This is a genomic window from Chryseobacterium wanjuense, assembly GCF_900111495.1.
Lineage (GTDB): Bacteria > Bacteroidota > Bacteroidia > Flavobacteriales > Weeksellaceae > Chryseobacterium > Chryseobacterium wanjuense.
On sequence record NZ_FOIU01000002.1, the window covers coordinates 532,523 to 545,870 of the forward strand.

Below are 13,348 nucleotides of genomic sequence, written 5' to 3' on the forward strand. Positions count from 1 at the left end.
CCGATTGGGGTGCTTTTGTTTTTTTCGTAATCTTTTTGATTTTTTTTAACGCTAAAGATCGCGAAGGTTTTTTGAAATGATTGAGCATATTTTTTGTTCGCAATGACGTTTTACTCAGCAAGTGATAGCGGCCCAACAGAAAATATTGTCATTATTTTTTAATCCACCACTGGCTGTCTTTCCTATCAGATCGTTTCACTCCATTATTCAGCGTATAGGCAAGACCCACTCCCAGTGTTTGTTTCAGCTGTGTTTTTTGGATTTGATTGTGATCGTACAAAACATCAACCGTAATATTGGAAGAAATGAATTTATTCACCTTTAAATTAAGCACCATTCCATACGCCAAAACCAGTCTTTCGGGATGATCCAAATAATTAGAAAAAACCGAAGCCGTGTTCGTCACAGAAACATTTTCCATTAATTTTACTTTATAATAAGCTGTTCCCAGGAAACCGAACTGAAGCAAAGAAGAATCGCCGTCCGCTCTCAAGCCGTAAGTTCCGGCCGTTTGCAGGTCTTTATCAAGCACAAAAGTCCATCTGGCGTTGGTGGGTCTCAGGGTGACATTGATGTTGTCATTCGGCCTGTAAGTGATCCCCATCCCGACGTTCAGATAACCCGGCGCCATGAAATTGGAGATCTTTTTCGCCGCAGGATTGTTTCCGTCTTCGTAACCTGCCATAAACTGCGATTGAAAACCGGCGCCTACAGACATATACCAGCTTTTTGAAACCTTTCTGCCGTAATTGGTAGAAACATTAATGACATCCTGGGTTTTTCTTACTCCAAGACCTTTCGTATCATTTTGTCCGTAATTTAAAAGGATAATATTTTCCCACAGATCTTTATCTTTTTCATAGGTTATATTGTAATCTACTCCGGCAAGCCAGCCTACATTGTTGGCTCCCCCTCCTACCCAGTTTGAGAAGGCTGCCTGATTGATCATTAAAGATTGTTTTCCTAAAACCGACCAGTGTTTTACTGTGTCTACAACAACAGAATCTTTTTTAATTTCTTCTTGCGCGAAAGCAAAAACTCCAATAGAAATGGAAAGAATTAATAAAAACTTCTTCATTATTCCAAGATTTTTCATTTACAAAATTCTATACAAAATTATTAAATATAATTTTTTGTTAATGCAAGACCTTACTTGCTATGAATATTCTTCAACAAATATTTTTGAGGCTATAACCTACTAAAACCAAGCCACTTTCAACATTTCAATGCCAAAATTTGATGTTAAAAATAAAAAGCTGATGAAAATCATTACTTTTTGTCTCAAATAAAATTGAAACCATACAATTGATCGCCAATTTTTCCGAAATTTATCATTGGCTTTCCATTTGACGTACAAACTTCATGTTGAAAAATAACGTAATTTCCAAAAGAGCTATTATATACCCTTTGCTGATGCTTGCAGCCATGTGGTTTGGCTATTTCTTACAGTTGCACGGCTTTTTTGAAAGTTGCTTCGGGGCGATCATCCCCCTATTGCCGGAAGGCCTGTTGGGAGTGATCACTTCTCCCCTTTTACATGGAAATTTGGATCATATTGTAGGAAACTCTATCCCTATTGGGGTTTTGATGTTTTTGCTGTATCAATTTTATCCTTTGGTTGCCAATAAGGTTTTCATTTTCGGATGGATTTTTACAGGCTTATTGGTCTGGCTCCTCCCTCCGATTGATATCATGACCGGAGAATATCTTTATACTTGTACGATCGGAGCCAGCGGAGTGGTTTATGTACTTGCGTTCTTCCTGTTTTTCAGCGGAGTTTTTAAATGGAATATGACCCTTTTAACCATTTCCCTGCTTGTCGTTTTATATTACGGAAGTCTGGTTTGGGGAATGCTCCCGGAAGAGCTGTTTTCCGAGCTTCAGGAACCCAGCAAAATCTCTTGGCAGGCGCATCTTGCGGGTGCCGTTGTAGGAATTATTCTTGCATTTATGTTTAAAAAAGTAGGCGAAAAAAGAAAAAGATATATCTGGGAATTTCCGAATTATTACAGCGAAAAAGATGACAAACTTTGGCAGGAATACAAGGAAAATCACCCGGAAGATTTCATGGAATTACCTTATAAGAAAAGAGATGACATCTGGGAACATCTTGATGAATTGAGAAAGAGATAGTTTTTTTAAAAATTTAATAATTTATAAATTAAAAATGCTTCGACTGTTTCGCGCTCAGCATGACATTGCTACAAATTTATTTTCATAAACGACGGTTAGTATTAGAGATGTCATGCTGAGCGCGAAACAGTCGAAGCATCTATAAATTCTTACATGATTTTAATACTCATCCCGTCAAAATTAAAATTAATTTCAAAAATTCTTTACATTTGCCAAAACAACACAAATGTATTCTGAAGAACATCTTTATGCCATCGCCCTGCGAGAGTGTAACCTGATCGGTGATATCAATTTCTATAAACTTGTCCGAATTTTCGGAAGCGCAAAAAATGCCTGGGAAAAAACTCCGAAAGAATATAAAAACCTAGACGGTATCGGTAAAAAAATCGTGTCTGACATTGGAAACCCCGAACATTTAAAATTTGCAGAGAAAGAACTCAAATTTTGTGAAGCCAATAATATCAGAATCAATCTTCGCCATCTTAACGAGCTTCCCAAACTTTTGAACGAATGCGATGATGCCCCTGCGATTTTATATCAAAAAGGTAATTTCGATGATTCCAAACCTAAAATAAGCATCGTCGGAACCCGAAATATGACTTCATATGGAAAACAGTTTATTCATGATTTTTTTGAAGAGACAAAATCCTGTCAGTATGTTTCAGTAAGTGGTTTGGCATTGGGAGTAGACAAAGAAGTTCATGAACAATCCATTCATTATCAAATTCCTACGACTGCTGTTTTGGCTCACGGATTTCATCTTTTATATCCCGCAAAGAATAAAAAATTATCTGAGAAAATTCTTGAAGAAGGCGGAACTTTATTTACTGAATTTAATTCTTCCAGAAAGCCTGACCGCGAGAATTTTATTCAGAGAAACAGAGTTGTGGCAGGAATTTCACCTTCTACAATTGTGGTAGAAACAGCCTTTGGAGGCGGCTCAATAAGCACCGCGACATTCGCGAATACCTATAACCGGGAAGTTTTTGCGCTTCCGGGAAAAATTACCGATAAGCAGAGCCAAGGTTGCAATCATTTGATTTTTCAGCACAAAGCCAGCCCCATTTCGACTATGAAAGATCTGATCGATTCTTTAGGTTTTAATAAAGCAAAGGTGAAAACGGAAGAATTATTTCCGAGTAGTGAAATTAGCATACAATTAACTGAAAGTCAGGAATTAATATTTAAAACAATTTTTAATAATCCACAGATTTCCCTGGACGATCTTGCCGAAAAAATTGACCTTTCGTCACACAAAATTTTACCCATAATTTTAGAATTGGAGCTTTTAGGGAAAGTAAAATCATTTTCGGGGAGACAATTTGTGACAATTTGAGAATTAACGATTTCTTAATATTTCATTGTTTTAGAGATAACATTTAATTATTAACAAAATTTAAGTCAAAATTATTAATTCAACAATATTAAGTCATTATATTATTAAATTTTCAACAATCATTCTTTAAGGTGTTGTGAATCTTGAAAAAAAAATTAAATTTGTTGGCAATAATATTCAACCCTAATATATGGAACAATATAATATTGACCAGAAAATCCAAGAGTTTATAGCAAAAATTGAGGCCAAAAACCCTAATGAGCCAGAATTTTTACAAGCCGTAAAAGAAGTTGCTGTTACAGTAATTCCGTTTATTATGACGAAAAAGGAATACACGGGAATGAAACTTCTTGAAAGAATGGCTGAGGCTGAAAGAATCATCATCTTCAGAGTTCCATGGGTTGACGATAAAGGGGAAATCCAGGTAAACAGAGGTTTCAGAATCCAGATGAACTCTGCGATCGGGCCATACAAAGGCGGAATCCGTTTTCACCCTACGGTAAACCTTTCGGTTCTAAAATTCTTAGCATTCGAGCAGGTTTTCAAAAACTCATTAACTACTCTTCCGATGGGAGGTGGTAAAGGAGGTTCAGACTTCGATCCGCAAGGAAAATCTGATATGGAAGTAATGCGTTTTTGCCAGGCTTTCATGACAGAATTGTGCAAGCATGTAGGTCCTGAAACAGACGTTCCTGCCGGAGATATCGGTGTTGGAGCAAGAGAAATCGGATATTTGTTCGGACAATACAAGAAAATCAGAAACGAATTTACAGGAGTTCTTACAGGAAAAGGTCTTGCTTACGGAGGTTCATTAATCCGTCCTGAAGCGACAGGATACGGTGTTGTTTACTTCGCTGAGCAGATGCTTAAAACTATCGGACAAACTTTCAAAGATAAAACGGTAACGGTTTCAGGTTTCGGAAACGTAGCTTGGGGAGTTATCAAAAAAGTATCTGAACTAGGCGGAAAAGTAGTTACGATTTCCGGACCGGACGGATATGTTTACGATAAAGACGGAATCGACGGAGAAAAAATTGATTATTTATTAGAATTAAGAGCTTCCGGAAACAACAGAGCGGAAGATTATGCCAAGAAATATCCGTCTGCAGAATTCCATGCTGGAAAACGTCCTTGGGAAGTGAAGTGTGATGTGGCAATGCCATCTGCAACACAAAACGAATTGGATCTTGAAGATGCTAAAAAATTAGTGGAAAACGGATGTATCTGTGTAACTGAGGCTGCGAATATGCCTTCTACATTGGATGCGATCAACTATTTCCTAGACAATAAAGTATTATTCTCTCCAGGTAAGGCTTCTAACGCCGGTGGAGTAGCAACTTCAGGTCTTGAAATGACGCAAAACTCAATCCGTCTAAACTGGACATCTGAAGAAGTAGATGCAAGACTGAAAGAGATCATGATCGGAATCCACAAAGCTTGCAGAGACTACGGTAAAGAGGAAGACGGCTATGTAAACTACGTAAAAGGCGCAAATATCGCCGGCTTCGTGAAAGTTGCAGAAGCAATGCTGGCTCAGGGAGTAGTATAAAAATATAAAGGTTGGGAGAATTCCCGACCTTTTTTGATATAGCCTGTTCCCGGGAGTATAAATGGGAAAAAAGTAAAAAGTGAAAGGAGAAAGCGTTGATATATTCAGCGCTTTTTTTAGTGCTCTATTTTAACGCGCAATAGTCGTAAGGATTTAAAAAAAAAATATGCTGTGTATTTTCAGTCGCGAGGGTGTTTCGTTCAGCTAATAACAGTTATTTTTTAATTAAGAATTATTTGTCATTTCTAAAGAATTTCAACTACTATTTTATAATTCTTTAAATAAATATAATGCTGAAAATCTAAAATCATTAATTTTAAAATATGAAAAACACGTTTGAAAATATCGATGACTACATTCTTCTTTTTCCCGAAGAAGTTCAGGAAAAATTGCAGGAGATAAGAAAAGTTATTCATACTCAAAATCCCGAGATTGAAGAATACATTGGCTATCAAATGCCTGCTTTTAAATACAAAAAGAAACCATTGGTATATTTTGCGGGTTATAAAAAACATATCGGGTTTTATCCCGGTGCGGAAGGTATTAGAAGATTTGAAACAGATTTTAAAGAAAGGAAGTACAAATTTTCAAAAGGAGCGGTGCAGTTTCCGGTTAATGATGAGGTTCCGGTAGATTTAATCACAAAAATGGTCAAATTCAGAATGGAAGAAATTGAAAATAAAAAATCCTGAAACATTGTGTTCCAGGACTTATCTAACTTCATTAATTCGTTTTCTCTTTTCTCTTCATTTTTTTGTCGCCTTCTACGGTGTCTTTATTTTTCCATTTGGTGGTGTCGGACTTGGATTTGTCCCAATTTTTGTCATCTTTCTTCATGTCTCGATGAGTTCTGGTAGTATCAGGTCTCACAGTGTCTGTCTTTTGTGGCGTTACCTGCGCCGAAACAGCAATTGTTCCTACGAACGCAAAAGCTGTCGCTAAAATGAATTTTTTCATAATACTAATATTTTAATGATTTGGTATTATGTTAAATGCAATTTTCGTACTAATCGTTATTTTGATTAATATTTTTAACTAGATTTATAATTATTTAAGATAAATTACATTATAAATCTATTATTAGAAAAATCCTGAAACATAATGTTCCAGGATATCCCATTTCTACTTTGATTGATTAATACTTACTTAGACTTTTTCTTTTTAGACTTCTTTTCTTCTTTAGTCGCTTCTGCAGGTTTTGTTGCATCTACGGCTGCTTCTGCACTTACACTTGCTGTTGCGTCAGTGGCAGCGGTTGCCGGAGTAGTGTCTACAGTTGCTGTTGTTGCAGTTGTTGCAGTTGTATTCTGATTCTGGGCAGCTGTTCCTGAAGTTGTACCCCAGTTTGAAGTTGCCTGTGTGTTTTGTTGAGTTTGAGTAGTCGTCTGGTTATTAGAATTTTGTGTTGAATTTTCTGGTGTTCCGGTCTGTGCCGATACTGCGATTACGCCGACTAATGTAAACGCTGCTGTTAAAACTAATTTTTTCATTATACTAATATTTTAAATGGTTGTTTAATATTTGTAGAACGACCTATTCGAAAGTAATAGTATGTGAAAGATGTTTATTTAACGTACTTTATAATTTTTTAAGATGATTTTGGATTATAGTTTATTTTCCTAAATTTTTCATAATTTTCTCTACAAATTCAAATGCAGCAGGGCAAATCACTGTATTTTTTATCATCAGGTTATTGATCTGGTAGATCTTCTTCCTGTCGGTATGAGGATATTCTCTGCAGGCTTTGGGACGCACTTCGTAGATGGAACAGGTGTTATCTTCATTCAGAAAAAAACATGGAAGATTTTGCAGAACCTTATCGTTATCTTCATCAACCCGCAAAAATTTTGCTTCAAAATCCACCTGCTTCATGCGGAGATGCTTGGAAATACGCTCAATATCTTTTTCCGTGTAGAGCGGACCTGTCGTTTTACAGCAATTGGCACACTGGAGACAATCGACCTTCTCAAACACTTCTTCATGGGTTTCCTGAACAATATAATCGAGATTTTTGGGCGGTTTTTTCTTTAATCCGTCCAGAAACTTTTTATGTTCTTTTTGTTTTTGTAATGCCTGCTTTTTGTAAAGTTCTAGATCCATTTATTTATCCTCTTCCATAAAAACGGGAAGATCTGTTTTTTGATGATGATTAATTCTTCCCAGATCCAAAATCGTAGAAAGGTTTTCTTTATCCGGATAATACATCGGGACAAATTTTGCTCCGTAGATGATTTCTTTGGTCACATAAGAAGTTCTCTGCACCACGGTATTCGAAAATACTTCATCAAATGCACGTACATGAACAATAATTTCAATATCCGTGTTTTTGAAATCTTCTTCGGAAAAGCCATAGAACGGCGAATCTTCATCTATTTTATGAACAACCGTCCAGTTCAGCGCCAATGTATTAATCTTGCTTAATTGAGTCTTTAAAGTATAAAATTTACTCTTCGGAACACTTTCCTCAATCACTTCAATCGCCGTTGAAACAATAACATCGGCATCTGTAAGGGAATTATTTTTATAAGGTGCTAATCTGAACATTAAAGCCGAAGCATTTTTAAAAGGTGCGATAACGGCAATATCAGAAAACTTCAGATAGGCTCTCGGTCGCGAAAATCTTCCGTAAAAAAGTCCCGTTGCAATGGCAAAGGTAAGCAATCCCAAAAAAGCCTCAAAAGTAGCCACCAAGCTCGCCATAAAACCTATCGGAGCAATTCTTCCGTACCCAACCGTGGTAAACGTCTGTGAACTGAAGAAAAATACATCGATAAACTCATTCATCGGATCGCTTTTATCAATGCCGGTCAAGTGTTCTACGCCGATCAGATAATAAATTAAGGCAAAGAGAATATTCACCATCACATACGCCACCACCAGATACGAAAGAAACTGGAATGTAGATAAATCCAGCATCGTATGATACCAGCTGAATCTGTTTAAAATATCCACTCCTTTTCTATGGACATTCGGAAGACCGTCTTTATTGATAAATCTTCCCGAGGCATTGTCTCCAAAACCACTGTTTTCCGTATTTGTCTGGCGAATTTTTTGTCTGAATCCTCTTGCCATTTTTATTTCAGTTGTTTAGTTTATTTATTTTAAACTTTTTTCAGTTGTAAAATATCATGCAAAGATAAAATATTGTTTTTATGAAATTTATCAACGTAACGATTGAATGTATAAATTGATTTTGCCTTAACTTTGAAGCATGAAAAAGCTGGAATCGAGAGAAGATATTGAGCATCTTGTGAATTCGTTTTACGCCAAAGTCGTTAAGGATGAAACGATTTCGTTTTTCTTTAATGATGTTGCTAAAGTCGATTGGGATAAACATTTACCTAAAATGTATTCGTTTTGGGAGACCATTCTTTTTGGCCAGATGTCTTACAAAGGCAATCCTATGGCTGTCCATTTTCCGGTAAATGAAATGCAGGCCATGGAACAAAAACATTTTAACCGCTGGCTGGAGCTTTGGAGAATGACTGTTGAAGAAAATTTTGTTGGAGAAAATGCTGATATGGCCATCTACAAATCTGAAAATATTGCCAAGCTGATGGCTTTTAAAATGGAATCGGCGAGAAAGCTTTAGCGGATTTTTGAGATTCGAGTTTTGAGTTTTGGATTCTGAGTTGGTTTAAGGAACAATGACGGTGAAAATATAAGCGGCAAGGTTTACTAATAAAACCGTTCCGTATAAGATATTGGTTTTTCCTCTACTTAAAGAAAGCATTACGATAAACACCGATAAAGAAAGCAGTATAATATCTTTTTTATCCAATCCTAAAACCAACGGAATATCATACACCACACAAACTACGGCAACTGCGGGAATCGTAAGTCCGATACTTGCCAATGCAGATCCCAACGCAAGATTTAAACTGGATTGAATCTGATTCGCCCGGGCTGCCCTGATCGCCGCAACACCCTCCGGAAGTAAAACAACCGCCGCAATAATTACCCCAACCAAAGATTTTGGAGCGCCTAAGCTCTGCACCATACTCTCAATCGTAGAAGAAAGACCTTTTGCCATCATCACAACAATAGTAAGACATATCACAAGAAATATAAAACTGATCACTGTTTTTTTGCGAGAAGGAATATAATGTTCTTCAGGATGTTCATCCGGGACGATGAAGTAATTCCGGTGTCGCACAGTCTGAACCATCAGAAAAATACCATAAATTACAAGACATGCAATAGAGACAAAGATCAGTTGCGCTTCATTGTAAAAAGGACCGTTGATGCTGGAAGTAAAATTGGGAAGCACTAAAGTGAGTATTAAAATAGAAACAATACTTACCAAATACGTCGTAGCCGAAGTTCTGGCAAAAAACTGTTCATAATATTTCACGCCGCCTACAAGAATACAAATTCCGAGGATCCCATTAAGAATAAGCATTACCGCAGCAAAAATCGTATCTCTGGCCAGTGTGATCGCCTGATCTCCACCAGCAATCATCAGTGAGATGATTAAAGCTACTTCAATAATGGTAATACAAATCGCAAGGATGATCGTTCCGAAAGGCTCGCCTACTTTATGAGCAACAACTTCAGCATGATGAACCGCCGATAAGACACTTCCTGTCAATAGAATGCCTGCAATTACATCAAATACGACACCCGTTCCCATCAGTCCGGAAAAATAATACCCAACCGTCAGGAATGGAAAAATATACGTGTAATGTAAGAGTTCTTTTAATTTCATAAAGTTTTTACAAAATACAAAAAATCTATGAAATTTGAAATATTAAAAGAAAATATTAATAACATTTTAATGACACCACAGATTAAAATCCTGAAAATCCGTCAGCATATGAAACAAAAGCCCGATACCTATAATCCTGATATTTCCTTTAAAAAAGAGCATCAAAAAATACACCGCAATCGCATAATAAGAATGTAAAAAATGGAAACCAATACTTCCTCTGTTGGGATCAAAAATAGGATTTGCAAATAAATGATCGAGGTCTACAAGCATTGTTGCCAAAAGAATAAGATAAACCTTTTTCCAGTTTTCTCGGTAAAAAATTAAGGCAATAAAAACCGGAAATATAAAGTGCAGAAAATAATGCACACAGGTCTTCCAAAAGAAACAATCCATCAGATTCTGCCTTTTAAATAATCCTGTCTCAAATCTTCATCCAGCTTTTCAATAGCGTATCGTAAGCAGGTTCGCGGCATTTCTTTGTAATATTTGTTGAGATAGTCGATCAGTTCTTTTTCATTTTTCTGTCCCATTTCTCTCAGTAGCCAGCCGTTTGCTTTATGCATCAGATCGTGAGTATGCTTCAGGTTTTGAGTAACAAATTCTTTCGTCAAATCAAATGACCCCTTTTTCACATAATGCATCGTTCCGACTACCGCAATCCTTTTATGCCACATTTCTTCGGAATCGGAAAGTTCTTTCAGCAAGTCTTCTTTCTTATTTTCAAAGGCATACCGTCCTAAAATTTTATAACAGCTCGAATCTACCAAATCCCAATTGTTTACATACGGCAAATGATTTAAGTAAAACTCCACAATCTCATCTCTTACAGCTTTATCTTTTGTTTTTTCAAATTTTAAAATCAAGATAAACAATGCCGTCAGCCGATGCTCATGGTATTTTGAAGAAAGCAGTTCACTCAATTCATCCAAAGAAATTTTAGAATAATATTCTTTCGCAACAGCCCTTTGATCCGGAACTTTCACTCCAAGGAATAAATCTCCTTCGCCATACTCTCCTTTTCCGGTCTTGAAAAATTTCGGAAAAAATGCGGCTTTTTCGGGAATCGATAAAACGGCTAATGCTTCTTGGATTTCTTTAATTATATTATTTGACATCTTTAAACATATCTTTATGATAGATGGTTTTCACAAAAAACAAACGAGCTCCATTCTTAATTTTAAGATATTACTCATCGTAGGTTTGTCCTTTTTTCACAATAATACAAATTAAAATAATAAACCCCAACTACTTCTCCGCTGAAGTATATCTTTCAGTCCCTCCGAAATACCAGATTTCCTGCCCTTTCAACAAGAGTTCTGCGTGATCAATATATTTTCTGACCTGTTCGTTATATCGTCCGAAGTCGGGAAGATTTTCTTTAATTCTGATAAATTCTGCCAGATCATCGTCATGGATTTCAATGGCTTTATCATAAGCTTCTTCCATGGTACAGCTATTTTCATTTTTAATGACCAAAACAAGGTTTGTTGCTTCACCTCTTTCCAATTCCCAGGGAACAGAATGAATATCATTAAACCAAGACAACATAAGTGTAACCAACTGCCGAATCCTGAAAATTGCGGGATGTGAAAAAATTTCATCAGGCATAATAAATCCCGAAATGACCTCCAAAAAATCACAAAGCGTTCTTCCGCCGGAAACTTTTTCTCTAATGATTTTATATTCTTCAAGTGATGGATATGAAACTTTATCATTGTAACTGTAAATGGTTTCCTCCTCCATTCCTTCAAACCAAAACTGATGATGGGCTACAAATCTTTTCATCCAGTTTTCTGTGACAGCAGATAAAATTTCTTTTCGTACGGTTCCGAAAGCTTCAAAAATTTCATTTTCAAATTCTGTGGCCTTTCCTTCAAGAATATCAATAACTTTCTGACACTGAAGTCTCAAATTTTCTAAAGAATTCGAACCATACAAATCATCAAAAGCAAAAGCAGCCAAAATCCAACGTCCGATAATCGTTGATTGTTCAGCATTCGCCGCAGGAAAAAAGCTGGTGGTAAATTTTCCGAAGTTTGATTTCCGGTATCTTTTTTTCAGTGATTCCGGGAGACATTTGTAATCGTCAATCCAAGTGGAAACTTGCTTTTCTAAAGATTCTAAATGAGGATTGTGTCTGAGCTCGAAAGGATACTCAATGGTGAATGTGGGAGTTTTCATATTTGGTGATATTAGTTGTATTAAAATTACAAAATAAATCCCAATATGGTGGAAAACAATAAAGGATTGATAAAATGTATTACCAATCCCCTTATTTATTATTTTTATTTTAAATTAAATCTAAAAATCAATTCATTATTTTGTAGTATTTGAAGCAACACTTTCCAGTTCTTCCTCTTCCTTCGCAATCTTGTTCGGATTGGCTACTTTTGCAATGGTAAGTCCCTGAACAATAATTGAAAAGACCACTACACAATACGTAATACTTAAAACAATCGTACTGTATTCATTTTTCGGAATAGATAAGGCCAAAGCAATGGAAACACCACCCCGGATTCCTCCCCAAACGAGTACCTTCACCGTTTGCGGACTGAATCTTGTTTTAAAAGACATAAACTTCGTCGGACCCCAAATTGAAATGAATCTCGCCAATAAAACCACTACGATCGCCAATGCTCCGGGAATCATGAAATGCCTTAAGTCTTTGATCATCAATAATTCAAAACCGATGAATAAGAATAGCACAGCATTGAGGATTTCGTCGATAAGTTCCCAGAATTTGATCAAGTAATCCTGTGTGACAGATTTCATTTTGAATTTCATATTAAAATTACCCATGAATAATCCCGCAGCAACCATCGTCAACGGTCCCGAAATATGCATTTGTCTTGCAATGAGATAACCTCCCATTACCACAGACAACGTCACCAACACGGAAATAATATAATCGTCCACTTCACGCATCAGCCTGGAAGTGATCCAACCTAAAACAACACCCAATAAAAGTCCTCCTCCAGCTTCTTTCAGCAATAACAATCCGATGCTTTCAACGCCAAGATCCACTTCATTTCCAATGGCCAACTGAAGAACAACCGTGAATACAACCACCGCCATCCCGTCATTGAACAGGGATTCTCCTGCAACTTTGGTTTCCAGTGCCTTTGAAACGTTCGCCTGTTTTAAAATACTCAAAACTGCAACAGGATCTGTCGGCGAAATCAATGCCCCGAAAAGCAAGCAGTAAATAAATGGCAGTTGAAGCCCCACCAAAGGCAGCAGATAATACACGCCAAAGCCCACCACGAAAGTAGAAATCACCACTCCCGCAGTCGAGAAAATCACGACAGGCCAGAATTGTTCTTTGAGATCATCTATGTTAATGTGAATTCCTCCCGCAAACAGAAGAAAATTGAGCATTGCGCCCATCAAAACCTCCGTAAAATCGATACTGATCATCAGTTTGTTGAGGTGCCCGAAAGTTCTCGGTAAAACAGTTTCCCCGAAGGAAACCAAAAATATTGAAACTACAATGGCAATCACCATAATCCCGATCGTACTCGGAAGTTTCAGAAATCTGTAATTAAGGTATGAAAATATGGATGCTAAAACTATTAACGCTGAAAATGAATAATATAACTCCACTAAGCTTTTTTTAAAA

The 13,348-nt window shown here is 36.7% G+C and carries 15 protein-coding genes; 5 read left to right on the forward strand and 10 right to left on the reverse strand.

Going from position 1 to position 13,348, the window contains the following annotated elements; genetic code table 11:
- Positions 1-151: 151 nt before the first annotated feature.
- Positions 152-1,078 carry a DUF3078 domain-containing protein gene (locus BMX24_RS14135; protein WP_089794711.1) on the reverse strand — a complete coding sequence of 309 codons (927 nt, stop codon included), beginning with the start codon at positions 1,076-1,078 and terminating at the stop codon, positions 152-154.
- Positions 1,079-1,362: 284 nt separating this feature from the next.
- Between BMX24_RS14135 and BMX24_RS14140 the strand changes: the two genes are divergently transcribed.
- The 4 genes from BMX24_RS14140 (at position 1,363) to BMX24_RS14155 (ending at position 5,710) form a co-directional block, all read left to right on the forward strand.
- Positions 1,363-2,133 carry a rhomboid family intramembrane serine protease gene (locus BMX24_RS14140; protein ID WP_170835716.1) on the forward strand — a complete coding sequence of 257 codons (771 nt, stop codon included), beginning with the start codon at positions 1,363-1,365 and terminating at the stop codon, positions 2,131-2,133.
- Positions 2,134-2,359: 226 nt separating this feature from the next.
- The gene (gene dprA, locus BMX24_RS14145) at positions 2,360-3,469 is read left to right on the forward strand and encodes a DNA-processing protein DprA (protein ID WP_089793767.1); all 1,110 of its coding nucleotides are present in this window, start codon (positions 2,360-2,362) and stop codon (positions 3,467-3,469) included.
- 190 nt (positions 3,470-3,659) lie between these two features.
- The gene (gene gdhA, locus BMX24_RS14150; RefSeq protein WP_089793769.1) at positions 3,660-5,018 is read left to right on the forward strand and encodes an NADP-specific glutamate dehydrogenase; all 1,359 of its coding nucleotides are present in this window, start codon (positions 3,660-3,662) and stop codon (positions 5,016-5,018) included.
- Positions 5,019-5,341: 323 nt separating this feature from the next.
- Positions 5,342-5,710, forward strand: a complete 369-nt coding sequence (locus BMX24_RS14155) for an iron chaperone (RefSeq protein ID WP_089793771.1) — start codon at positions 5,342-5,344, stop codon at positions 5,708-5,710.
- A gap of 31 nt (positions 5,711-5,741) precedes the next feature.
- Here BMX24_RS14155 and BMX24_RS14160 read toward each other — a convergent pair whose 3' ends face one another.
- The 4 genes from BMX24_RS14160 to BMX24_RS14175 form a co-directional block, all read right to left on the reverse strand.
- Positions 5,742-5,975: a hypothetical protein gene (locus BMX24_RS14160; RefSeq protein ID WP_089793773.1), complete on the reverse strand. Its 234-nt coding sequence runs from the start codon at positions 5,973-5,975 to the stop codon at positions 5,742-5,744.
- A gap of 185 nt (positions 5,976-6,160) precedes the next feature.
- Positions 6,161-6,508 carry a hypothetical protein gene (locus BMX24_RS14165; protein ID WP_089793775.1) on the reverse strand — a complete coding sequence of 116 codons (348 nt, stop codon included), beginning with the start codon at positions 6,506-6,508 and terminating at the stop codon, positions 6,161-6,163.
- Between the two features lie 121 nt (positions 6,509-6,629).
- Positions 6,630-7,118 (reverse strand): YkgJ family cysteine cluster protein, encoded by a 489-nt coding sequence (locus BMX24_RS14170; RefSeq protein WP_089793777.1) that lies wholly within the window; start codon positions 7,116-7,118, stop codon positions 6,630-6,632.
- Positions 7,119-8,090 (reverse strand): ion channel, encoded by a 972-nt coding sequence (locus tag BMX24_RS14175; RefSeq protein ID WP_089793779.1) that lies wholly within the window; start codon positions 8,088-8,090, stop codon positions 7,119-7,121. It lies immediately after the preceding gene.
- Between the two features lie 139 nt (positions 8,091-8,229).
- Between BMX24_RS14175 and BMX24_RS14180 the strand changes: the two genes are divergently transcribed.
- Positions 8,230-8,610, forward strand: coding sequence for a group III truncated hemoglobin (locus tag BMX24_RS14180; RefSeq protein ID WP_089793781.1), 381 nt, complete (start codon positions 8,230-8,232; stop codon positions 8,608-8,610).
- Positions 8,611-8,655: 45 nt separating this feature from the next.
- On the opposite strand, the gene BMX24_RS14185 is transcribed toward BMX24_RS14180, so the two are convergent.
- The 5 genes from BMX24_RS14185 to BMX24_RS14205 all read right to left on the reverse strand — a co-directional run bounded on the left by BMX24_RS14185 (position 8,656) and on the right by BMX24_RS14205 (position 13,332).
- Complete coding sequence (locus BMX24_RS14185) at positions 8,656-9,726, reverse strand: calcium:cation antiporter (RefSeq protein ID WP_089793784.1); 1,071 nt, start codon at positions 9,724-9,726, stop codon at positions 8,656-8,658.
- Positions 9,727-9,792: 66 nt separating this feature from the next.
- The gene (locus BMX24_RS14190; protein WP_089793787.1) at positions 9,793-10,122 is read right to left on the reverse strand and encodes a DUF6122 family protein; all 330 of its coding nucleotides are present in this window, start codon (positions 10,120-10,122) and stop codon (positions 9,793-9,795) included.
- Positions 10,122-10,844: a DNA alkylation repair protein gene (locus BMX24_RS14195; protein WP_089793789.1), complete on the reverse strand. Its 723-nt coding sequence runs from the start codon at positions 10,842-10,844 to the stop codon at positions 10,122-10,124. The genes BMX24_RS14190 and BMX24_RS14195 overlap by 1 nt, the downstream gene beginning before the upstream one ends.
- A 130-nt stretch (positions 10,845-10,974) precedes the next feature.
- Positions 10,975-11,910, reverse strand: a complete 936-nt coding sequence (locus BMX24_RS14200; RefSeq protein ID WP_089793791.1) for a terpene synthase family protein — start codon at positions 11,908-11,910, stop codon at positions 10,975-10,977.
- Positions 11,911-12,045: 135 nt separating this feature from the next.
- Positions 12,046-13,332 (reverse strand): cation:proton antiporter, encoded by a 1,287-nt coding sequence (locus tag BMX24_RS14205; protein WP_089793793.1) that lies wholly within the window; start codon positions 13,330-13,332, stop codon positions 12,046-12,048.
- Positions 13,333-13,348 lie beyond the last annotated feature (16 nt).